Origin of the sequence: Roseovarius roseus, assembly GCF_043355935.2 — a bacterium.
Taxonomy (GTDB): domain Bacteria; phylum Pseudomonadota; class Alphaproteobacteria; order Rhodobacterales; family Rhodobacteraceae; genus Roseovarius; species Roseovarius roseus.
On the sequence record NZ_JBHFPE020000002.1, the window covers coordinates 389,047 to 409,508 of the forward strand.

At 64.0% G+C, this 20,462-nt stretch carries 20 protein-coding genes; 6 read left to right on the forward strand and 14 right to left on the reverse strand.

What is annotated here, in order from left to right; all coding sequences use genetic code 11:
• The first annotated feature begins 53 nt into the window (after positions 1–53).
• Positions 54–776, forward strand: coding sequence for an acetoacetyl-CoA reductase (gene phbB / locus ACEWPL_RS05810; protein ID WP_393934054.1), 723 nt, complete (start codon positions 54–56; stop codon positions 774–776).
• Between the two features lie 88 nt (positions 777–864).
• On the opposite strand, the gene ACEWPL_RS05815 is transcribed toward phbB, so the two are convergent.
• Positions 865–1,032, reverse strand: coding sequence for a YdcH family protein (locus tag ACEWPL_RS05815; protein ID WP_393934056.1), 168 nt, complete (start codon positions 1,030–1,032; stop codon positions 865–867).
• A 149-nt stretch (positions 1,033–1,181) separates the two neighbouring features.
• Positions 1,182–1,403, reverse strand: coding sequence for a putative signal transducing protein (locus ACEWPL_RS05820; RefSeq protein ID WP_393934058.1), 222 nt, complete (start codon positions 1,401–1,403; stop codon positions 1,182–1,184).
• A 42-nt stretch (positions 1,404–1,445) separates the two neighbouring features.
• Between ACEWPL_RS05820 and ACEWPL_RS05825 the strand changes: the two genes are divergently transcribed.
• Complete coding sequence (locus ACEWPL_RS05825; protein WP_393934060.1) at positions 1,446–2,459, forward strand: polyprenyl synthetase family protein; 1,014 nt, start codon at positions 1,446–1,448, stop codon at positions 2,457–2,459.
• Between the two features lie 27 nt (positions 2,460–2,486).
• Here the strand turns inward: ACEWPL_RS05825 and ACEWPL_RS05830 are convergent, their stop codons facing one another.
• The 3 genes from ACEWPL_RS05830 to ACEWPL_RS05840 all read right to left on the reverse strand — a co-directional run bounded on the left by ACEWPL_RS05830 (position 2,487) and on the right by ACEWPL_RS05840 (position 6,854).
• Positions 2,487–3,356: a 4-(cytidine 5'-diphospho)-2-C-methyl-D-erythritol kinase gene (locus tag ACEWPL_RS05830; RefSeq protein WP_393934062.1), complete on the reverse strand. Its 870-nt coding sequence runs from the start codon at positions 3,354–3,356 to the stop codon at positions 2,487–2,489.
• Entirely contained in the window at positions 3,346–5,067 is a 1,722-nt protein-coding gene (locus ACEWPL_RS05835; protein WP_393934064.1) for a tetratricopeptide repeat protein, read from the reverse strand. Before ACEWPL_RS05835 ends, ACEWPL_RS05830 begins: the two co-directional genes overlap by 11 nt.
• Before the next feature lie 137 nt (positions 5,068–5,204).
• On the reverse strand, positions 5,205–6,854 hold the full coding sequence (locus ACEWPL_RS05840) for an electron transfer flavoprotein-ubiquinone oxidoreductase (RefSeq protein WP_393934066.1): 1,650 nt from the start codon (positions 6,852–6,854) through the stop codon (positions 5,205–5,207).
• Between the two features lie 256 nt (positions 6,855–7,110).
• Between ACEWPL_RS05840 and greA the strand changes: the two genes are divergently transcribed.
• Entirely contained in the window at positions 7,111–7,581 is a 471-nt protein-coding gene (gene greA, locus ACEWPL_RS05845; RefSeq protein WP_393934068.1) for a transcription elongation factor GreA, read from the forward strand.
• Positions 7,582–7,594: 13 nt separating this feature from the next.
• Entirely contained in the window at positions 7,595–8,614 is a 1,020-nt protein-coding gene (locus tag ACEWPL_RS05850) for a hypothetical protein (RefSeq protein WP_393934070.1), read from the forward strand.
• Between the two features lie 53 nt (positions 8,615–8,667).
• Here ACEWPL_RS05850 and ACEWPL_RS05855 read toward each other — a convergent pair whose 3' ends face one another.
• From ACEWPL_RS05855 to ACEWPL_RS05895, 9 genes are all read right to left on the reverse strand, one after another.
• The gene (locus tag ACEWPL_RS05855) at positions 8,668–9,513 is read right to left on the reverse strand and encodes a metal ABC transporter permease (RefSeq protein WP_393934072.1); all 846 of its coding nucleotides are present in this window, start codon (positions 9,511–9,513) and stop codon (positions 8,668–8,670) included.
• On the reverse strand, positions 9,510–10,388 hold the full coding sequence (locus tag ACEWPL_RS05860) for a metal ABC transporter permease (RefSeq protein WP_393934074.1): 879 nt from the start codon (positions 10,386–10,388) through the stop codon (positions 9,510–9,512). Before ACEWPL_RS05860 ends, ACEWPL_RS05855 begins: the two co-directional genes overlap by 4 nt.
• Complete coding sequence (locus tag ACEWPL_RS05865) at positions 10,385–11,302, reverse strand: manganese/iron ABC transporter ATP-binding protein (protein WP_393934076.1); 918 nt, start codon at positions 11,300–11,302, stop codon at positions 10,385–10,387. The genes ACEWPL_RS05860 and ACEWPL_RS05865 overlap by 4 nt, the downstream gene beginning before the upstream one ends.
• Positions 11,303–11,351: 49 nt before the next feature.
• A complete protein-coding gene (locus tag ACEWPL_RS05870) occupies positions 11,352–12,254 on the reverse strand; it encodes a metal ABC transporter substrate-binding protein (protein WP_393934078.1) in 903 nt (300 codons plus the stop codon).
• A 99-nt stretch (positions 12,255–12,353) separates the two neighbouring features.
• Positions 12,354–13,178: an HTD2 family dehydratase gene (locus tag ACEWPL_RS05875; protein ID WP_393934080.1), complete on the reverse strand. Its 825-nt coding sequence runs from the start codon at positions 13,176–13,178 to the stop codon at positions 12,354–12,356.
• Entirely contained in the window at positions 13,175–14,464 is a 1,290-nt protein-coding gene (locus ACEWPL_RS05880) for an MmgE/PrpD family protein (protein ID WP_393934082.1), read from the reverse strand. The genes ACEWPL_RS05875 and ACEWPL_RS05880 overlap by 4 nt, the downstream gene beginning before the upstream one ends.
• A complete protein-coding gene (locus ACEWPL_RS05885; RefSeq protein ID WP_393934084.1) occupies positions 14,461–15,633 on the reverse strand; it encodes an acyl-CoA dehydrogenase family protein in 1,173 nt (390 codons plus the stop codon). Before ACEWPL_RS05885 ends, ACEWPL_RS05880 begins: the two co-directional genes overlap by 4 nt.
• A 90-nt stretch (positions 15,634–15,723) precedes the next feature.
• Complete coding sequence (locus ACEWPL_RS05890; protein ID WP_393934086.1) at positions 15,724–16,659, reverse strand: LysR family transcriptional regulator; 936 nt, start codon at positions 16,657–16,659, stop codon at positions 15,724–15,726.
• Positions 16,660–16,725: 66 nt separating this feature from the next.
• Positions 16,726–17,850: a zinc-dependent alcohol dehydrogenase family protein gene (locus ACEWPL_RS05895; protein ID WP_393934088.1), complete on the reverse strand. Its 1,125-nt coding sequence runs from the start codon at positions 17,848–17,850 to the stop codon at positions 16,726–16,728.
• Positions 17,851–18,051: 201 nt separating this feature from the next.
• On the opposite strand from ACEWPL_RS05895, the gene ACEWPL_RS05900 reads away from it, so the two are divergent.
• Together ACEWPL_RS05900 and ACEWPL_RS05905 are read left to right on the forward strand one after the other, a co-directional pair.
• Positions 18,052–19,017, forward strand: coding sequence for a cyclase family protein (locus tag ACEWPL_RS05900; RefSeq protein WP_393934090.1), 966 nt, complete (start codon positions 18,052–18,054; stop codon positions 19,015–19,017).
• Between the two features lie 66 nt (positions 19,018–19,083).
• Complete coding sequence (locus ACEWPL_RS05905) at positions 19,084–20,370, forward strand: ABC transporter substrate-binding protein (RefSeq protein ID WP_393934092.1); 1,287 nt, start codon at positions 19,084–19,086, stop codon at positions 20,368–20,370.
• The last annotated feature ends 92 nt before the right edge of the window (positions 20,371–20,462 follow it).

Sequence of the window (20,462 nt, forward strand, 5' to 3'; positions counted from 1 at the left end):
AGTTTCGAATTGAAATGCGGCGGCGCTGCCCGCGAAAAAGGAGGATCAAACAGATGGCACGAACAGCACTGGTGACGGGGGGCACGCGCGGGATTGGTGCGGCCATCTCCAAGCAACTCAAGGCGGATGGCTGCAACGTTGCGGCGACCTATGCGGGCAATGACGAGGCGGCCAAGGCCTTTACCGATGAAACCGGCATCGCGACCTACAAGTGGAACGTGGCCGATTACGAGGAAAGCGCCGCGGGCATCGCCAAGGTCGAGGCCGACTTGGGCCCCATCGACATCGTGGTCGCCAATGCCGGCATCACCAAGGATGCGCCGTTTCACAAAATGACGCCCGACCAGTGGAAACAGGTGATCGACACCAACCTGACCGGGGTCTTCAACACGGTCCATCCCGTCTGGCCCGGCATGCGCGAGCGCAAGTTTGGCCGCGTCATCGTCATCAGCTCGATCAACGGGCAGAAGGGGCAATTCGCGCAGGTCAATTACGCGGCGACCAAGGCCGGCGATTTGGGGATCATCAAGAGCCTCGCCCAAGAGGGCGCGCGCGCGGGCATCACGGCCAACGCAGTCTGCCCCGGCTACATCGCGACCGAGATGGTTATGGCCGTTCCCGAAAAGGTGCGCGAGTCGATCATCGCACAGATCCCCGCAGGCCGCTTGGGCGAGCCTGAGGAAATCGCGCGCTGCGTGTCGTTTCTGGCGGCTGACGGTTCGGGCTTCATCAATGGCTCGACCATTTCTGCCAATGGTGGTCAGTTTTTCGTCTGACCCAAGGCATGATGCCTGCAAAAAGGGCCGGTGCAACCTGCACCGGCCCTTCGCATATCGGGTGGCCCCTGAGGGCAATATCGCGGGGCTAGACGCCCGTGAGGCGCGCGATCTCTTCCTTGAGACGCAGCTTTTGCTTTTTCATTTCAGACACATCCAGATTACTGACACCCGGCGCGCGTTGCGCCTGATCTACCTTGGTCGAGAGGTCCTGATGTTTCTTCTTCAGTTCTTCGATATGCGAACCCAGACTCATGAAAGCGCTCCTCTGTGATTGTGTACGTAATGTAACATGAGGATTGCAGCACATATTTTAAAGTCTGTCACGCCGCAGGCGCAGCATTCTGGCAAATTTTCGCGGATAATTTGCGTTAAATGTCGCAAGCGCCTGATACGCGGGCGATCTCAGGCGCCGTCCTGCACCTCGAGGCCGTTATCACGCAGGGCGCGGGCGGCGTCGTCCCAGTCGTCGGGATGAACCATCAGGCGACGCGGAAAAATGCCGATGCCCCCCTCGAGAACGCTCATATTTACGTCCATTTCAAAGCAGTCTATACCCTCGCCCTGTAGCAGGGCCTGGGCAAAGGCGATGGTGGACATATCGGTTGTGCGCATCAATTGCTTCATGGGGCTGATCTAGGCACGTGGGCCGCCTTTGTCGAGAGATGTATGATAAGTGGAGCAGGTTTGGACCAGATAGCGAGCAAACCGCATGATCGGCTGGCAGCCCGGTTCGAAGCCAAGCTGGACGCCGTCGGTGCACTGATCCGTGCGCGCATGGCCTCGCGCCACGCACCCCGCATCCCCGAGGTGACGGCCCATCTGGTCGGCGCCGGGGGAAAACGCCTGCGTCCGATGCTGACGCTGGCGGCTGCCGATATCTGCGGCTATCGCGGCACCGATGACGAGAAGCTGGCCGCGACGGTGGAATTCATCCACACCGCCACGTTGCTGCATGACGATGTCGTCGATGAAAGCAGTCAACGCCGGGGTAGGGCGACGGCCAATCTGCTATGGGACAATAAATCCAGCATCCTCGTGGGCGATTACCTGTTCTCGCGGTCCTTCCAGTTGATGGTCGAGACAGGCAGCCTGCGCGTGCTGGACATTCTGGCCAATGCCTCGGCCACAATCGCCGAAGGCGAAGTGCTGCAACTGACCGCCGCGCGGGACCTGGCCACCACCGAGGAGATTTACGTGCAGGTCGTGCGCGGCAAGACGGCGGCGCTGTTTTCGGCGGCAACTGAGGTGGGCGGCGTCATCGCAGGAGCGCCGGATGATCATACGCAGGCACTTTTTGATTATGGTGACGCGCTGGGCATCGCCTTTCAGATCGCCGACGATCTTTTGGATTTTCAAGGGGATGTGGCGGCCACAGGCAAGAATGTCGGGGATGATTTCCGCGAGCGTAAGCTGACCCTGCCGATCATCAAGGCCGTCGCCAAGGCCGATGAAACCGAGCGCGCTTTCTGGCGGCGCACGATCGAAAAGGGCGATCAGCAGGAGGGCGATCTGGAGCATGCAATTGCGCTGATGGGGGCGCATGGCGCGCTGGACGCGGCGCGCGCCGATGCGTTGTCATGGGGACGCAGGGCCACGGACGCACTGACCGTTCTGCCGGATCATCCGGTGCGCGACATGCTGTCGGATCTCGCCGATTACGTCGTCTCGCGCATCAACTGAAATCGCGACGCGCTGAAACGCAGCCGGCTATTGCCCCGCGTTGAGCCGCGTGGCAGCCACCCACCAGGCACTATGGGTTTCCTGCAGGCGACCTGCGGCTGAGGCGGCGGTTTCCGCATCGGCATAGAGGCCAAAACAGGTCGCACCCGAGCCGGTCATCCGTGTCAGCAGACATCCAGGCGTGACTTCCAGCGCGCGAAAGATCTGTTCGATCACGGGCTCGGCGGCGATGGCGGCATCCTGCAGGTCATTGCGCTGCTCGGAGAGCCAAGTGATGAGGTCGGCGGCGTCGCAGCCGCGCGGCAGATCCTCGGGCATCGGGGGATTGTCCCGCTTGCCGAGATGACGAAACACATCTGCGGTCACAACGGGCACGTTGGGATTGACCAGCACCGCATGCAGTTCCGGCAGATCCGGGGCCGCCTCGACGCGGTCGCCGATTCCGCGCATCCGAGCAGCGCCGTTCAGGGCGGCGCAGCAGACCAGCGCATCGGCCCCAAGGCCCTGAACATCCTTTGGAATATCCTTTCCCGCCATCTGTGACAGCGCGCGCAGTGTTGCCGCGGCATCGGTCGAGCCGCCGCCGATGCCGGCGGCAATAGGCAGGTGCTTGTCCAGATTGATTTCGGCGGTGACGTCCATCAGTCTGGCCGCGCGGATCACGAGGTTATCTTCGCCCACGGGTGTGCGATCCGCCATCGGCCCAGTCAGGGTCAGACTGGTTTGCGCAGCGGGGCGCACGGTGATGCGGTCGCCGACATCGGCAAACATGACCAGCGAATCCAACAGGTGATAACCATCGGCGCGCTGCCCGGTGACATGCAGCGTCAGGTTGACCTTGGCAGGGGCAAAGACTTCGGTGGTGTCACCGGTCGATTGGGTCTGCTCATCCTTCATTATCACTCACTTTCAGGGGCTTTGCGCCTTCTTCTTCTAACACGGCATCCAGACCGACTTCCAGCTTGCGGCGGATACGGTCTGGGTCGACGTCGGGCGACGGCTGTTCGGGATCAATCAGCGACAGGGCGCGCCGCCATTGGAAACGGGCCTCGGTCGTGCGACCAACGGCCCACATTGCATCGCCAAGGTGATCGTTGACTACGGGGTCGACGGCATAAAGCTCGGCCGCGCGCTCCAGCGTGACGACCGCTTCCTGATAGCGCCCAAGGCGGAACTGGGCCCAGCCAAGGCTGTCGACAATGGCGCCACTGTTTGGCTCGGCCTCGACGGCGCGCTCGATCATCGCCAGCGCCTCGTCCAGTTTCTGGCGCTGTTCCACCAGCGAATAACCAAGGTAATTCAACACCATGGGCTCGTCCGGGCTTAGTTCCAGCGCGCGGCGGAAATCGGCCTCGGCCTCGGGCCAGATCCCTTGCCGTTCGTAGCTTATCGCACGCGAATAATAGACGAACCATGGCACATCGCCCTCGCGCGCCTCGTAAAGATCGAGCGCGGCGTCGTAGGCGGTGACGGCCTTGGCGAAATCTTCATTCTGGCGGTAGAGATCCCCGGCCGAGGCGTGCACCAGCCCGACATCGGGATGCGTTTGGCGCAGCTGGGCCACAACCTCGATCGCGGCGTCCAGATCGCCCGCGCTGCGCAGCGCCTCGGCGCGTCCCAGTTCGGCGGTATAGAAGGCCGGCGCTTCCTTTGGCACGCGCGCATAGGCTTCGGTCGCCAGCTCGTAGCGGCCCAGTTGTTCCAGCAGCTCGCCGGTCATAATCTGCGCATCGACATCTGTCTCGTCGAGATATTCGGCCATGCGGCTGTAGAGCAGGACGTAATCCGCGCTGGTATCCTGCAAAAGGGCCATGCCCAGCGACAGGAACACCTCGCCGATGCCCTGCACGGGCGTTTCGATACGGCCCAGGTCCAGAGGTTCGCCCGCCTCAAGCCGGGCGCGCAGATCGACGATCTGCGGATCGGGGTTCGTGCCGAACGTGTCGTCCAGAACCTTGATCGCGTCCTCATAGCGCTCAAGCTGGCTGAGCACTTCGGCCCAAGCGATCACGCTGCGGCGCGTCGTTTGCATGGGGCCATCGGTTTCGCCGGCATAGATCTGGTCGGCGCTCTCGAAATCGCCGACCGAGGCCAGCGCCAGCGCCTTGTGATAGATGGCAAGGCCGCGCAGGCCTGGCTCGGCGGCGATGGTGTCGAATTTTCCCAGCGCGGCGCTCATATCGCCTTGGCCCAGCGTGGCCCATGCGCCGATCAGGCCATCGGCCAGCGGGCCAACGCCCTCTTCCGCCTCGATGCGCGCAAGGACGGCGTCGTAATCGCCGCGCATCACCTCATCGCCCAAAAGGACCATCTGCGCCACTTGGCTGCGGATATCCGCCTCTTCCATGCGCTGGGAAATGGGTAGGGCGCGCGCCACGTCGCCGGTGGCAAGAAGGGCACCGACGGCACTTTCCATCAACAGGGGGTTGTCGGCGTCCGTCCTCAGCGCCTCAAGCGCGTATTTCGCCGCCGCGGCATAGTCGCTGTCATAGCGCGCCTGGCGGGTGGCAAGGTAGGGCCCTGCCGCCTCCTGCGCCAGCACCGGGGCAGGTGCGGCAAGGTAGGTGGGGGCCGCGAGGGCCAGAATGGTCAGGAATCGGAATGTCACGCGCGCTGGCCCCTGGTTGGAATTCTTGAATCTCATGGGCCGCAACGTAATGCGGTGCCGGCCCAAGGGCAATGCGGGCCGGCGCTATCCGCGCCCGCCCGCCTATGACTTTCCCGTGTGCGCCAGGGCGCGCGCCCTTACATGTTGGGGTAATTCGGCCCGTCGCCCCCTTGCGGCGTGGTCCAATTGATATTCTGCGCGGGGTCCTTGATGTCGCAGGTCTTGCAATGCACGCAATTCTGGAAGTTGATCTGGAAGCGCGGCGGCTTGCCATCCTCCTCAACGAATTCATAGACGCCCGCCGGGCAATAGCGGGCCGAGGGGCCGGCATATTTCGGAAGGTTCACGTCCACCGGGATGCTGGGATCCTTCAGCTTCAGATGGGCCGGCTGGTTTTCCTCGTGATTGGTCATTGAAAAGCTGACATTGGTCAGCCGGTCAAAGCTGAGCTTGCCATCGGGCTTGGGGTAGTCCAGCTTCTTGTGCTTTTCGGCAGGCTCGGTCGCCTCGGCGTCAGTCTTGCCGTGTTTCAGCGTGCCCAATAGCGAGAAGCCGAAGCTGTTGGTCCACATGTCCATGCCGCCCAGCATCAGCGAGGTCGTGAGGCCGTATTTGGACCAGAGCGGCTTGACGTTGCGCACTTTTTTCAGGTCGGCGCCGATGTCGCCGCCGCGCACTTCGGCCTCGTAATCGGGCAGCTCGTCACCGCTACGGCCCGCCTTGATCGCGGCATGGGCCGCCTCGGCGGCGGCCATGCCCGACAGCATCGCGTTATGGTTGCCCTTGATGCGCGGCACGTTGACCATCCCGACCGAACAGCCCAGCATCGCCACACCCGGCGCGACCATCTTGGGCATCGACTGATACCCGCCCTCGCTGATGGCGCGGGCGCCATAGGCGACGCGCTTGCCGCCTTTCAAAAGCTCGGCCACCATCGGGTGATGCTTGAACTGCTGGAACTCCATATAGGGGTAGAGATAGGGGTTCTTGTAATTCAGGTGGACGACAAAGCCGACATAAACCTGATTGTTCTCAAGGTGATAGATGAAGGAGCCGCCGCCCGCTTTCTTGCCCAGCGGCCAGCCCATCGTATGCGTGACGCTGCCCTCACGGTGCTTATCGGGGTCGATCTCCCAGATTTCCTTCATGCCAAGGCCGTATTTCTGCGGCTCGTGGCCCGCGGCCAGATCGAACTTGGCGATCAGCTGTTTCGACAGCGATCCGCGCACGCCCTCGCCGAGGAAGACGTATTTGCCGTGCAGCTCCATCCCCGGCTCGTAATTGGGGCCTTCGGTGCCATCGGGATTGCGCCCGAATTCGCCCGCGACCACGCCCTTGACGCTGCCATCGGTCCCATAGACCAATTCCGAGCAGGCCATGCCGGGGAAAATCTCGACGCCCAGCGCCTCCGCCTGTTCGGCCATCCAGCGGCAGACATTGCCCATCGAGACGATGTAATTGCCGTGATTGTTCATCAGCCCCGGCATGGGGAAGTTGGGAATGCGCACCTGTCCACCTTCGCCCAGCAGGTAGAAATTGTCATCCTTGACCGGCACGTTCAGCGGCGCGCCCTTTTCCTTCCAATCGGGGATCAGGCGGTTCAGGCCAATCGGGTCCAGCACGGCACCCGACAGGATATGCGCGCCCACTTCGCTGCCTTTTTCCAGCACGACGACCTCGAGGTCCGCATCGAGCTGTTTGAGCCGGATCGCAGCACTCAGGCCTGCGGGGCCGGCACCGACGATCACGACATCGTATTCCATTGTCTCGCGTGCCTGATCGGCCATCCGAATATCCTCATCTGGGCGCCCCGCGGGGCAATTCATGTGCGCACTTGCCTAGCGCGCGCCGAAGGTCCACGTCAATTCAAACACGACGGTTCAGGGGGTGCAAAACGGCATTTCGCCGCTGGTGCGGCGCGATTGCGCGCGCGGGGCGGATGGCCTATTGCAAAGCCGCACGCGCTTGGGTCATCCTTGCGTGATGATGAAGGCAAGGAGCGGCAGAGGCGGCAGGGGCCGCGATGCCGATTGGGGGACGACAATGGAAAAACTACCGATGACACGCGGCGGCTATGACGCGCTGAGCACCGAGCTGAAGCAGCTGAAATCGGTGGAGCGTCCGGCGATCATTCGTGCCATCGCCGAGGCGCGCGAGCATGGCGACCTGTCGGAGAATGCCGAATATCATTCCGCGCGCGAAAAGCAGAGCTTTATCGAGGGCCGCATCAAGGAGCTGGAGGGCGCGCTGGGCCTTTCGGAGGTCATCGATCCCAAGAAACTGTCGGGCGCCATCAAGTTCGGCGCGACCGTCACGCTGGTTGACGAGGATACCGACGAGGAAAAGACCTGGCAGATCGTGGGCGAGCATGAGGCCAATATCGAAAAGGGCCTTCTGAACATCAAATCACCCATCGCCCGTGCCCTGATCGGCAAGGAAGAGGGCGACAGCGTGGAGGTGCGCACCCCCGGCGGCGAGCGTGCCTACGAAGTGCTGAAGATCCAGTATATCTGAAAAGGCGCAGGTGATGCCCTCCTCACAATCAGACAAACGCAAGGCGGCGGCCCCGGCGTCCGAGACGCCGAACTTGTCGGGCCCTGAAAAGGCGGCATTGGTGCTGTCGGTCCTGTGGCTCCTGCTGTCGGTTGTCGTCTTTGCGGTGTTCGGGCTGGGCGGCACGGATGGCGCTCTTGGCTTTCTGGTGATCGCATTGGTCATCTTTTTGCCCGTCGCGATGATCTGGGTGGCGGCGACCGCCGCGCGCACGGCCCGCATCATGCGCGAAGAGAGTGCGCGGCTCCATGCCGCGATCGATGCCATCCGCCAGGCCTATATCAGCCAGAGCAAGGCCCTGTCCGAGCCTGCGGGCAACACCACCACCGTTGCGCGCAAGCTGGACGAGATTGCGGCGGCGCAGCGCAAGACCGAGACGGCGCTGGCCACGTTTTCCTCCATCCGCCCGCTGCCTTCCGTGCATCCCACGCGGCGCCCGGCCCCGGCCCCCGCCGCGCCCCCGCCCGCCGATGATGCGCAGGTCTCCTTGCCGCTGGGGACGCTGGCCGAGGACATGCGCCCGCCACTGGAGCGCAGTGATTTCATCCGGGCGCTGAATTTTCCCGAGACGGCGGAGGACAAGGAAGGCTTTGCCGCCTTGCGCCGCGCGCTGAAGGACCGGCCCACTGCGCAGCTGATCCAGGCGGCGCAGGATATCCTGACTCTGCTGAGCGAGGACGGGATCTACATGGACGATTTGCGCCCGGATATGGCCCGCCCCGAGACATGGCGCAATTTTGCAGGCGGCACGCGAGGGCGTGCGATTGCCGCACTGGGCGGGATTCGCGACCGGTCATCCTTGGCGCTTGCGGCGGCGCGGATGAAGAACGATCCAATCTTTCGCGACGCCGCCCATCATTTTTTGCGCCGGTTCGACCAGATGTTCAGCAGCTTTGCAGATGATGCCAGCGACAGCGACATCTCGGACCTGTCCGATACGCGCACGGCGCGGGCTTTCATGCTGCTGGGGCGGGTTGCGGGCACCTTCGACTGAAGGGACCGCGCGCCCAGTGCCGGACCTGAGTATTTCTGGAACAGTGAAAGGGCCTAGGCGTCCTGTGCCGCCATGCGCGAGGTGCGGCGGGTGATCGCGATGCGGCGCAGGAAGGCGGCGACAAAGACCGCCGAGAGGATCAGCACGATGGTTGCCGCCGGTGAGGAGTCAAGGAAGAAGCTGGCATATGTGCCACCGATCATCGACGCGGTGCAGACCAGCACCGAAGTCCAGAGCATCGCGCCAAAGCTGCGCACCAACAGGAAGGCGATCGCGCCGGGCGTCACCAACAGCGCCACGGCAAGGATCAGCCCGACCGAGCTGAGCGTGGCCACGATGCAGAGCGATAGTGCCGTCAGCAGTCCATAATGCAAGAGCCCGGTGTGCAACCCCGAGGCCTGTGCCTGCGCCGGATCGAACGCATGCAGCAGAAGGTCGCGCCATTTCAGGGCTAGAAGGCCCGTGATGGCCAGCGCGATCAGACCCGAGGTCCAAAGGTCCTTCGGCCCGACGCCCAGCATGTTGCCGAAAAGGATATGATCGAGGTGCTCGTTCGTGGTGATCGACGTGTACATCACGATCCCCAGGCCGAACATGCCGCTGAAGACCACGCCCATCACCGTGTCTTCCTTGACCCGACTGTTATGCGACAGATACCCGGTGGTCAGCGCGCAGACCATTCCGGCGGCAAAGGCCCCCGCGATCAGCGGCAGGCCCAGCGTCCAGGCCAGCACGATCCCCGGCAGGGTCGCGTGGCTGACCGCGTCGCCCATCAGCGCCCAGCCCTTGAGCACCAGAAAGCAGGACAGCATCGCCGTCGGCGGCGCGACCAGCAGCGCGATCCAGAAGGCGTTCTGCATGAAAGGGAACTGGAAGGGCAGCAGGATTGTGTCGATCATGGCTGCGTGCCCTCGGCGGCGGGCGTGTCCAACGCGCTGGCCGCCTTGCGCCGCGCCGCCAGCATCCCGTGCTTGGGCGCGAAATAGAAGGCGATCAGGAAGATCACAGTTTGCAGCACCACGATGATGCCGCCCGTCGCGCCGTCCAGGAAATAGCTGGCATAGGCCCCGACAAAACTGGTGAGCGTGCCGATCAACACCGAGACGACGATCAGGCGCGGAAAGCGGTCGCAGAGCAGATAGGCCGTCGCGCCCGGCGTCACGACCAGCGCGATCACCAGAAACGCGCCCACCGTGATCATCGCCGCGACGACGGCGGCCGACAGAAGGACAAAGAACATCGCCTTCAGCAGATCGGGCCTGAGCCCGATGGTGCGCGCGTGGTTCTCATCGAAAAAGACGACCATGAGGTCTTTCCACTTGGCCAGGAGGACGGCGAGCGCGACAAAGCCGATGATAGCCAGTTGCAGCGTATCCTCGGGGGTGATGGCCAGGATATTGCCCATGATGATGGTCTGGATGCTGACCGACATGGGCGAGAGCGACACCATGAAGAGGCCGATTCCGAAGAACGAGGTAAAGATGATGCCGATGATCACGTCGATCTTGAGGCCCGAGCGCCCCGAGAGAAAGAGCATTGAGCCTGCCGCCAATCCGCCCGCGATAAAGGCCCCCAGAGCGAAGGGCAGGCCCAGCATATAGGCGCCGGCGACGCCCGGAACGACCGAATGGCTGAGCGCGTCGCCGATGAGGGACCAGCCCTTGAGCATGAGGTAGCACGACAGGAACGCGCAGACGCCGCCCGTCAGCGCCGAGACCCACATCGCATTGAACATGTAGCTATACGTGAAGGGGGCGAGCAGGGTTTCGATCATTCGCCGCGATCCGCCTTCGGAGTCTTGGCCTTTTTGCGGCGCTCGCCGTAATGCACGAAGGGGCGTTCGTCATCGGTGATGATGCGCAGTTCGCGCGGGTCATCATCGTCGTGCAATTCATCCCCGCCGAGGGTGAAGTGGCGCAGCGCGCCGCCGAACGCATCCTCGAGGTTGTCGCGGGTGAATACCTCGTCGGTCGGTCCAAAGGCCAGAACAGTGCCCTTGACCAGCACGGTCCTGTCGCAGAATTCCGGCACCGAGCCGAGATTGTGGGTGGAGACCAGCATCACCCGGCCCTCATCGCGCAGCTCGCGCAGGAGGGCGATGATCTGCTCCTCCGTCTTGACGTCGACGCCGGTGAATGGCTCGTCCAGCAGGATGACCTGACCGTCCTGCGCAAGGCTGCGCGCAAGAAATACACGCTTGCGCTGGCCGCCCGAAAGCTCGCCGATCTGGCGGTGGCGAAAGTCGCTCATCCCGACGCGGGCAAGAGCTTGATCGACGGCGGCGCGGTCGGCGGCGCGGGGGCGGCGCAGAAACCCCATATGCCCATAGCGGCCCATCATCACCACGTCCTCGACGAGGACCGGAAAGGCCCAGTCGACCTCTTCGGATTGCGGCACATAGGCCACCAGATTGGCGGCCAGCGCCTCTTTCACCGATTGACCCAGCAGGCGGATCTGACCGCTCGCGGCGGGCACGAAGCCCATGATTGCCTTGAACAGCGTGGATTTGCCCGCGCCGTTGACGCCAACGAGCGCCGTGATGGTCCCGCGCGGGATCTGGAACGTGGCGCCGCGCAGGGCGGTATGGCCATTGCGATAGGTCACGGTCACGTTTTCAGCCGTGATGCCGTCCATCAGCTGATCCGCCTTTGGGTCGGAGGGGGTGGGCTGTAACTCTTCCGGCGTCATGACTATGCTGGCCTTACATGTTTCGGGCGCGTGGTGTTGAACCTAAGGATCATTCGCCCTGCGGCGAGAGGGCCGTGGCAATGGTTTCGGCATCGACGCGCAGGAGGTCCAGATAGCTGGGCACGGGGCCGTTTGGCCCGCTGAGACTGTCGACATAGAGCACGCCGCCGAAGGCCGCGCCGGTTTCGCGGGCGATCTGGCGGGCGGGGTCGGTATTGACCGTGCTTTCGCAGAAGACGGCGGGGATATCATTTTCGCGCACGCCGTCGATGACGCGGCGCACCTGTTGCGGTGTGCCCACCTGATCGGCGTTCATCGGCCAGAGGTAAAGCTCCTTCATCCCGAAATCGCGCGCGAGATAGCTGAACGCCCCCTCGCAACTGACCAGCCAGCGGTCCTCTTCGGAGATCTGCGCGATACGCTCGCGCAGGGGCGCGACGGCCTCCGTGATCTGCTGTTTATAGGCTTCGGCATTGGCGGCATAGATGTCACCGTTATCCGGATCATGTTGGGTAAATGCGGCGGCGATATTGTCGATATAGACCATCGCGTTATCCAGCCCCATCCAGGCATGCGGGTTCGACTTGCCCTCATACGCGCCGGAGGAAATCGGGATCGCATCGATCCCGTCGGTCAGCGTGGCCGAGGGGATGTCACCCAGATTGGCGAGGAACTGCTCGAACCAAAGCTCGAGGTTGAGGCCGTTATAGAGGATCAGATCGGCGTCCGAAGCGCGCACGATATCCTGCGGGGTGGGCTGATAGCCGTGGATTTCGGCGCCGGGCTTGGTGATTGAGACGACTTCGGCCGCATCCCCGGCGACGTTTTGGGCGATGTCCTGCAGGATGGTGAAGGTGGTGACGACCTTCATGGGACCCTCCGCGGCGGCCGGCAGTCCGGGCGCGGCCAACGCTGTGGCAAGGGTCAGGGCGGTAGCGGTGCGGCGGATCATTCGGGCCTCAATCTGGTTAAGCTTGAGGCAATGTAAATGCGAAGCACTCGCAAGATGCAAGTAAAATGATAATGGCTCGCAAAAAGGTGCTTTGAGACTCTAGCTTTGGACGGTGCCTTGCATCGTGATCGCATTGTCCGAAAGGCGGCGCACGCGTAGGGAGAGGGTTGCGCCCTCCTTCGTTGCCTCGACGCGCAGGGGCTGGCCGCAGATCAGCGGTGCGGTTCCGCGATAGTCGAAGCGTGTGGCAGCGTGGCCCATCAGGTTGGCGGCAAGGTTCTGCATCCAGATTGCTTGAAGCGGTCCATGCACGACAAGGCCGTTATAGCCCTCGACATCGCGCGCGTAGGGCGCGTCATAATGGATGCGATGGCCGTTGAAGGTGAGGGCCGAATAGCGAAAGAGCAGCGTCGGGGTGGTGATAGCGTCCCAGCCCTCTGCATCCGGCCATGGCTCGGCCTGCGGCAGGTCGGGCGCGGGGGCGCCGGGGCCGGGGTCTTCGCGGTAGACGATATCCTGCCGCTCGTCGATGCAGGTCTCGCCCTCGACCTGGTAGAGATGGCGCACGGTGACGAAGCCCAGCTGACCGCTGCGCCCGGTCTTGAAGGTCACGTCCTCGATGGTCGAGATGCGCGTGACCTCATCGCCCTCGTTGAGCGGCGCGTGGCGCGTGATCTGCCCGCCCGCCCACATGCGGCGGGGCAGGGGCAGATCGGGCAGGAATATCCCGGTGCGCGGATGTCCGTCGCGGCCCAGCAGGTCCGGCGCACAGATATCTGGCGCGAGGCAGAACTCAAGCCCCGGCGGCACGTCCAGCGGGGCCAGCGTGCCATCCAGCGTCGCGCGAAACTCGGCCATGAGACGGGGCGCCACGGGGTCCGTGCGTGTGATGCTGCGCCCGATCCACTCCGAGAAATCGCTCATGCCTCGGCCTCCATGAGATCACCCAGAGCATGGGCATCCATATCGCCAAGCGAGGTCAGCGCATCGCAGAGCGCGCCGCCGGGCGCGCCCAGCAGCGCGGTCGCCTTGTCCCGCAGGCTGCGCGACAGGGTCTCCAGCGGGATCGGCGCGGCAAGGTCATGGGCAAAGCTCTGCGTGCTGCCATTGGCCAGCGTCATCTCGCCCGCGGCCTGCATATCGGTGAGTGCGCTGTCGCTGGTCACCGTCACGGCCTTGGCAAACTCGGCCAGCGCGGGATCGGCGGCCAGCGCGTCGGTATAGGCCCGGTCGCTGCCCGTCGCGTCGCCGCGCAGGACCATGCCGGCCAGCCAGGCATAGCTGAACTTCACCTCAAGGCCGGTGCGCGGCACCTTGATGTCGCAGACACTCAGCCAGCGGGGGTTGGTGCGCAGAGTGATGGCGCGGACATCCTCTAGCCTCCGGCCCTTCAGCGCCTCGATCATCGCATGGGTACCATGGCAGCAGGCGTGCAGCTTGTATTTCATGTCATCCAGCAGCCATGCGCCGGTTGGTGCGCTGATCTCGCCGGGTGCATCGCTATGGGTGGCCAAGTAGCCGTTTGGCCCGAACAGCCCGTCATCGGTCGCGGTCATGCCAGCCTTGGCCAACTGCGCGCATTCCACCCCCGCGGAGGCTGCAACGCCCGCATTATAGGGCTTGCCCATGGTGCCGAACTGGCAGCGCAGGCCGGTCGCGCGCGTGGCGCACAGCCCTATGGCGGCGCGCATCTGGGCGCGGCTGAGGCCCAGAAGGCGCCCGGCGGCGATGGTCGCGCCAAAGGCGCCCGCTGTCGCCGTCTGGTGGAATCCACGCTCGTAATGCGCGCGGCCAAGCGCGAGGCCGACGCGGATCGCCGCCTCGCCGCCCACGGCAAAGGCGGTGCAGATCGCCTCGGCGTGCGCGTTCGTCATCTCGCCGACGGCAACGGCGGCGGGGTAGATACCGACCGACAGGTGCCCGACATGGGCGAAATGCGTGTCGTCATAATCGAGCGCGTGGGAAGTGGTGCCATTGACCAGCGCCGCCATGCGCGCAGGCGCACGGCCCCCACCGAAAAGTGCCGCCTGAGGCGCGCCGCCCTCGCCCTCGGCCAGCTCGCGCAGGATGCCGGCCACCGGCTCGGGCACACCCGCGCGGCCGCACATCATCCAGTCCATCAGCGACAGGCGCGCGATGCCCATGCTTGCCGCGGGGATGTCCCCCTCCGGCAAAGCGGCCAGATCGAGAAGGGGGTCCAGCCCGCTCATGCGCCGTAGGATTTCGGCAGGCCCAGCACACGCTCGGCGATGAAGCAGAGGATGAGATTGGTCGAGATGGGCGCCACCTGATAGAGGCGCGCCTCGCGGAACTTGCGCTCGACATCGTATTCCTCGGCAAAGCCGAAGCCGCCATGGGTCTGCAGGCACGCCTCGGCGGCCTCCCAACTGGCATCGGCGGCCAGCATCTTGGCGGTGTTCGCCTCGACGCCGGGGTTCTCACCCGCGTCATACATCGCGGCGGCGCGGTAGACGATGGCCTCCGCGGCGATCATATGCGCATGGGCGCGGGCCAGCGGGAATTGCACCCCCTGATTGGCGCCGATTGGCTTGCCGAAAACGACCCGCTCGCGCGCATAGTCCGAGCCCGTTTTGAGGAACCACTTGGCATCCCCGATGCATTCGGCGGCAATCAGGATGCGCTCGGAATTCATGCCCGAGAGGATATAGCGAAAGCCCTTGCCCTCTTCGCCGACCAAGGACGAGGCGGGAATGCGCGCATTCTCGAAAAAGATCTCGGTCGTTGCGTGATTGATCATTGTGCGGATGGGCCGGATCTCGATGCCGTTGCCGCGCAGCTCGCGCAGGTCGATTAGAAAGACGGACAGGCCGTCGGTCTTGTTCTCGACCTCGTCGCGCGGGGTGGTGCGGGCCAAGAGGACCATCAGGTCGGAATGCTCGGCGCGCGAGATCCAGATCTTCTGTCCGTTGACGATATAGTCGTCGCCATCCCGCTTGGCGGTGGTTTTAAGGCCTAGCGTGTCGGTGCCGCTGGTCGGCTCGGTCACGCCGAAGGCTTGCAGCCGGATCGAGCCATCGGCAATACCGGGTAGATACATCTGTTTCTGGGCATCGCTGCCATGGCGCAGGACGGTGCCCATCGTATACATCTGCGCGTGGCAGGCCGCCGCATTTCCGCCGCTGCGGTGGATTTCCTCCAAAATCACCGCGCCCGCCGTCAGGCTGAGGCCGAGGCCGCCATATTCCTCGGGGATCATCGCGCCCAGATACCCCTCGCGCATGAGGGCCTGCACGAAATCCTTCGGGTAGGCGCGGCGCGTATCCAGGTCGCGCCAATAGCTGCCGGGATATTGCGCGCAGACCGATGCCACGCCTTCGCGGATGTCCTGATACTCCGCCGTCGGATGAAAGGATGTCATGGGCTACCTCGCAAAATGCCTTGGCCCATATGTGCAGCAATGCGCCGGAAACGGCCAATAGGGCGAAGGTCTGGGGGCTATTGGGGCGCCCTATGCCTCCAGCTCGCCCTCCCAGATGCCGCGCTGCACAAGGTCGCGCGCGACGTCCAGCGTGACCTGCGCGATGGCATGGCAGGCGCGACTGCTTTTGCGGGCGGGGTTGGTGGCAAGGTAGACGGGGCGCACCATGTCGGGCTCGCAGATCGGGGCCTTGACCAGATCGCCGCGCGCGACGAAATCATGCGCGGCGGCGGGGGCAAAGATTGCGTAGCCCGATCCGCGCGCCACCAGCTCCTTGATCTGGGTCATCGCGTCCATCTCGATCGTGACGTTCAGCTGCACACCGCGCGGCTGGGCGTACCCCTCGATCGTGCGGCGCAGGCCGTGGGACGGGCTGGGCAGGATCAGTTCCAGCTTTTGCAGATCGCGCAGGCGCACGGGGGTGCCGGGGGGCGTGTCGAGCGGCCAGGCATCGGGCGCAGAGAAGAAGAAGAGCCGCTCGTTCAGGACATGGATGGTGCGGAAATGATCGGCCTTGGCGAGGTCGTAGATGAATCCGATATCGACCGTGCCATCGTCGATCCATGTCTTGATATAGCCGCTCATCGCCTCGATGGCCTGCAGGCGCAGATCGGGGAATTCGACGCGCACCGTTTCGGCCAGCGGGACCGCCATAACCATCGAAACCGAAGGCGGCATGCCAAAACCCACCTTGCCGCGCAGCGCGCCGCCCGCCTCGCGCATTTCATCTAGGCAATCCTCGAACGCGGCGCAGACATTGCGCGCGTGTTTCAGGAAAAGCGTGCCGTCATCGGTCAGCACCGTGCCGCGCGGGCTACGTTCGACCAGGCGCACGCCCAACTCTTCCTCCATGCGAACCACGTTCTGCGACAGCGACGGCTGCGCCACGCCCAGCGTGCTGGCCGCGACGGACAGCGAGGGGGACTCGGCGATGGCGATGAAATAGCGAAGCTGGCGGATATCCATAGGCAGGCCCTTTTAGCGCGGAGGTTAAGCTAAAGGGGCCGCCTATGGGATTGTCAAGATTGCCGCCTAGTCGAAATCGACGATCTGGCGGATGGCGCTGCCATCGTTCAGCCGGTCCATCGCCAGGTTGATCTCGTCGAGGCGGACCCGGTGGCTCAACATCTTTTCCACCGGCAGCTTGCCCTGCTCGTAGAGCGAGAACATGCGCGGCAGATCGCGCTGCGGCACGCAGGAGCCGATATAGCTGCCCTTGAGGGTCCGCTCCTCGGCCACCAGTTTCAGCGCGGGCAGGGCCATGCGCTGATCGGGGTGGGGTAGGCCCGCCGTCACGGTCAGGCCGCCGCGGCGGGTGATTTCATAGGCCGTCTCCAGCGCCTTGACTGATCCGGCGAGTTCAATGGCGCAGTCGACGCCGCCACCCGTGAGGTCGCGCACCGCCTGAATGGTGTCGCCATCTGCCTTGATGCAGTCGGTCGCGCCCATGCCGCGCGCCGCCTCCATCTTGGACTCGAACGGGTCGATGGCGATGACGCGCCCCGCGCCCGCCGCCGCCGCGCCGAGAACCGCTGAAAGGCCGACACCGCCAAGGCCGATCACCGCCACCGTCTGGCCCGGAAGGATGCGCGCCGTGTTGAACACGGCCCCCGCCCCGGTCAGCATCGCGCAGGAAAACAAGGCGGATATGTGCGCGGGCAGCTCATGCTCGACCTTGACGAGCGAGCGGCGGTCCATCACCGCATGGGTGGCAAAGGCCGAGACGCCCACATGGTGATTGATCGGCTGGCCATCCATCGTGAGGCGCCGCGCGCCGGTCATCAGCTCGCCCACGCCGTGATGCTTGGCCGCCCGCTCGCAAAGGGCCGGGCGCCCTTCGGCGCAGGGGGTGCATTGACGGCAGCCGGGGGCAAAGATGCAGACCACATGATCGCCCGGCTTCAGGTCATCGACGCCCTCGCCGACCTCCTCGACATAGCCCGACGCCTCGTGCCCCAGCGCCATCGGCAGGGGGCGGGGCCGTGTGCCGTTGATCACCGACAGGTCCGAGTGGCAGACGCCCGCTGCGCCCATGCGGATCAGCACCTCGCCCCGGCCCGGCGGCGCCAGATCGACCTCGCGCACCTCCAGCGGCGCTTCCTTGGCGAAATTCTCGGTGATTCCGTCGCGCATCAGCACGGCTGCGGTGATTTTCATGGTGACCTCTCCCATTTTCGTGGCCTGCGGCGTGGCGGCTACGGCCCAGACTACTCATGCCCTTTGCCAGAGTAATGCAAAAGGCCCGCAAGCTCCAAAAGGCATAGGTTCACGCTATGGCTGGGGAAGGCACAAACTATTAGTGCCGCTGGGAGGATCACGCGTATGCTGATTGCCATCGCACCTTTGGGAGGAGGATTGATGATGTTTACCGCACGCAATGCTGCCATTGCGGCTTTTGCCGCCTTCATCGGCACCGGCGCAGTCGCGCAGGACGCGGCGAAGCCCGACTGGACCAAATCGCCCTGGGGCGCCGAGGATGAGATCGGCGCCGCCAACACGATGACGCCCGAGCGGGTCAAATCCGCGGCGGGCCTCGTGACCGAGGGGAAGGTCTACAGCCTTGGCATGATCGTGGGCAGCGACACGCCCGCCTTTCCGCCGCGCAGCCTGTCGGTGACGGTCCTTCAGCCCAACCAAGTCTCGACCAGCGGCCTGGGCGACAATGCGTTTACCTATAATGACGACATCTTCATGGGCTGGCTGGGCATCGGCCCGCAGATCGACGGCCTTGGCCATGCCGGGGTCGATCACATGTATTACAACGGCCATACCGACGATGAATTCGCCGGGGCCGCGGGCCTCAGCAAGCTGGGCCTCGAAAAGCTGCCGGGCCTTGTGGGCCGCGGTGTGATGCTGGACATGGCCAAGCATTTCGGCGTCGATATGGTCGAAGAGGGCACGCCCTATACCGAAGAAGACATCAAGGCCGCCGCCGAGGCGCAGGGCGTCACCATCGGCGAGGGTGATGTCGTGCTCTTCAACTCCAACTGGATGAACCTGCTGGACGGCGAGGCGCCCGATCCCGAGCGCTTTGGCGCGAAAGAGCCGGGGGTTGGCGTCAGCGGGGGCGAATATCTGGCATCGCTGGGCGTGATGGCCGTGGGGGCGGATACCTGGGGCATGGAGGTTGTGCCCGCCGAGGAGGAGGGGCAGGCGTTCCGCGTGCACCAGATCCTGCAGCCCGAGCATGGCATCTACATTCTGGAAAACATGGATACGCGCGAGCTGGCAGCCGACGGTGTGCATGAATTCCTGTTCGTTCTGGGGCAGGCGCGCATCAAGGGCGCTGTTCAGATGATCATCAATCCGATCGCGATCCGCTGATCAACCGTTCGGGTCGCCGCCACCCGTGCGGCGCCCGAAATTCATAAAAAAGGGGAGAGAAAACCAATGAAGAAACTGCTTATGGCCACTGCGGCCTGCGCCTTGATGCCGCTGGCGGCGCTTGCGCAGGACAAGCCCGAGAAGCTGCAAGTCGGCGTCACAACTTTTCTGACCGGCCCCGCGTCGGTCTTTGGCGTGCCTGCCCGCGACGCGGCCGAGATCATGGCCGAGGATATCAACGCCAATGGCGGCATACAGGGCGTTCCGCTGGAGCTGACCTTCGTCGACGAGGGCGCGGGCACCGAGACGCTGACCACCGAGTATCGCCGCCTTGTCGAAAATGGCGCCGATGCGATGCTGTCAGCAATCTCTTCCGGCAACTGCAAGACGATTGCGCCACTGGCCGAGGACCTCAAGGTCATCAACATCATGTGGGATTGCGGCACCCAGAAGATTTTCGAGGAAGCCGATTACAACTACGTCTTCCGCAGCCAGGCCCATGCCGGCACAGAAATGCTGGCGACAGTTGCGTATCTGCTGAAAACCAATCCCGATTTCGAAACCATCGCCGTGGTCAATCAGGACTATGCCTGGGGCCGGGACAGCTGGGACATCTTCAGCGCCGCGCTCACGGCGCTTAAGCCCGGTGTCGAAGTGGTGGGCGAGTTCTTCCCCAAGTTCGGCTCGCCCGACTTCTCGACCGAGATTTCGCGCCTGCAAGCCCTGCAGCCTGACGTGATCCTCAGCACCTCCTGGGGCGGCGATCTGGACACCTTCGTTCAGCAGGCGTCGCAGCGCGGCCTGACCAACACTTCGATGTTCGTTCTGCCGCTGGCCGAAAGCTCGCTCGAGCGTCTGGGCTCGGCCTTGCCTGCGGGCCATATCGTGGGCGCCCGTGGCGATCACTACTGGAACCACCCCGAGCGGCGCGATGACGAGGACTTCAAATCGTTCATGGCGAAGTTCGAGGAAAAGACCGGCGCCAAGGCGATCTACCCTGTCTTCCACATGAGCCAGGGCCTTGCCGCGCTTGAGGCGGCCTATGACAAGGCGGCCGAGGCCAATGGCGGCAACTGGCCCAGCGAAGATCAGGTGATCGAGGCGATGGCCGGGCTGGAATTCCAGGGTCTGGGCCGTCCCGTCACACTGCGTGAGGATCATCAGGGTATCGAGGCACAGCTCCTGGGCATGTCTGTTCAGGGCGGCGAGCTTCCCTTCGCCACGCTGGAGAACATCATGATCTTCGACGGCTCCGAACTGACGACGCCCGTGGGCGAGGAATCGGTTTCCTGGGTCGGCACGCTGGATCAGGCGTGGCTGGATGGTTTGACCGTAGACTCCTACGAGAACTGATAGCGCGACATCAAAAGCCGGGGCCTTCGCCAGTCGGAGGCCCCGTTCGCACCCCCGCCGCCCGGACTCCGCGCCCGGATGATGCGGCGCCA

Coding starts and splice junctions, on each gene's coding strand:
- ACEWPL_RS05895 (WP_393934088.1), bottom strand. CDS start 17,850: ATGAAAATCACCGCAGCCGTGCTGATGCGCGACGGAATCACCGAGAAT.
- ACEWPL_RS05870 (WP_393934078.1), bottom strand. CDS start 12,254: ATGATCCGCCGCACCGCTACCGCCCTGACCCTTGCCACAGCGTTGGCC.
- ACEWPL_RS05860 (WP_393934074.1), bottom strand. CDS start 10,388: ATGATCGAAACCCTGCTCGCCCCCTTCACGTATAGCTACATGTTCAAT.
- ACEWPL_RS05880 (WP_393934082.1), bottom strand. CDS start 14,464: ATGAGCGGGCTGGACCCCCTTCTCGATCTGGCCGCTTTGCCGGAGGGG.
- greA (WP_393934068.1), top strand. CDS start 7,111: ATGGAAAAACTACCGATGACACGCGGCGGCTATGACGCGCTGAGCACC.
- ACEWPL_RS05875 (WP_393934080.1), bottom strand. CDS start 13,178: ATGAGCGATTTCTCGGAGTGGATCGGGCGCAGCATCACACGCACGGAC.
- ACEWPL_RS05905 (WP_393934092.1), top strand. CDS start 19,084: ATGAAGAAACTGCTTATGGCCACTGCGGCCTGCGCCTTGATGCCGCTG.
- ACEWPL_RS05885 (WP_393934084.1), bottom strand. CDS start 15,633: ATGACATCCTTTCATCCGACGGCGGAGTATCAGGACATCCGCGAAGGC.
- ACEWPL_RS05830 (WP_393934062.1), bottom strand. CDS start 3,356: ATGAAGGATGAGCAGACCCAATCGACCGGTGACACCACCGAAGTCTTT.
- ACEWPL_RS05855 (WP_393934072.1), bottom strand. CDS start 9,513: ATGATCGACACAATCCTGCTGCCCTTCCAGTTCCCTTTCATGCAGAAC.
- ACEWPL_RS05825 (WP_393934060.1), top strand. CDS start 1,446: ATGATAAGTGGAGCAGGTTTGGACCAGATAGCGAGCAAACCGCATGAT.
- phbB (WP_393934054.1), top strand. CDS start 54: ATGGCACGAACAGCACTGGTGACGGGGGGCACGCGCGGGATTGGTGCG.
- ACEWPL_RS05865 (WP_393934076.1), bottom strand. CDS start 11,302: ATGACGCCGGAAGAGTTACAGCCCACCCCCTCCGACCCAAAGGCGGAT.
- ACEWPL_RS05840 (WP_393934066.1), bottom strand. CDS start 6,854: ATGGCCGATCAGGCACGCGAGACAATGGAATACGATGTCGTGATCGTC.
- ACEWPL_RS05850 (WP_393934070.1), top strand. CDS start 7,595: ATGCCCTCCTCACAATCAGACAAACGCAAGGCGGCGGCCCCGGCGTCC.
- ACEWPL_RS05900 (WP_393934090.1), top strand. CDS start 18,052: ATGATGTTTACCGCACGCAATGCTGCCATTGCGGCTTTTGCCGCCTTC.
- ACEWPL_RS05890 (WP_393934086.1), bottom strand. CDS start 16,659: ATGGATATCCGCCAGCTTCGCTATTTCATCGCCATCGCCGAGTCCCCC.
- ACEWPL_RS05815 (WP_393934056.1), bottom strand. CDS start 1,032: ATGAGTCTGGGTTCGCATATCGAAGAACTGAAGAAGAAACATCAGGAC.
- ACEWPL_RS05820 (WP_393934058.1), bottom strand. CDS start 1,403: ATGAAGCAATTGATGCGCACAACCGATATGTCCACCATCGCCTTTGCC.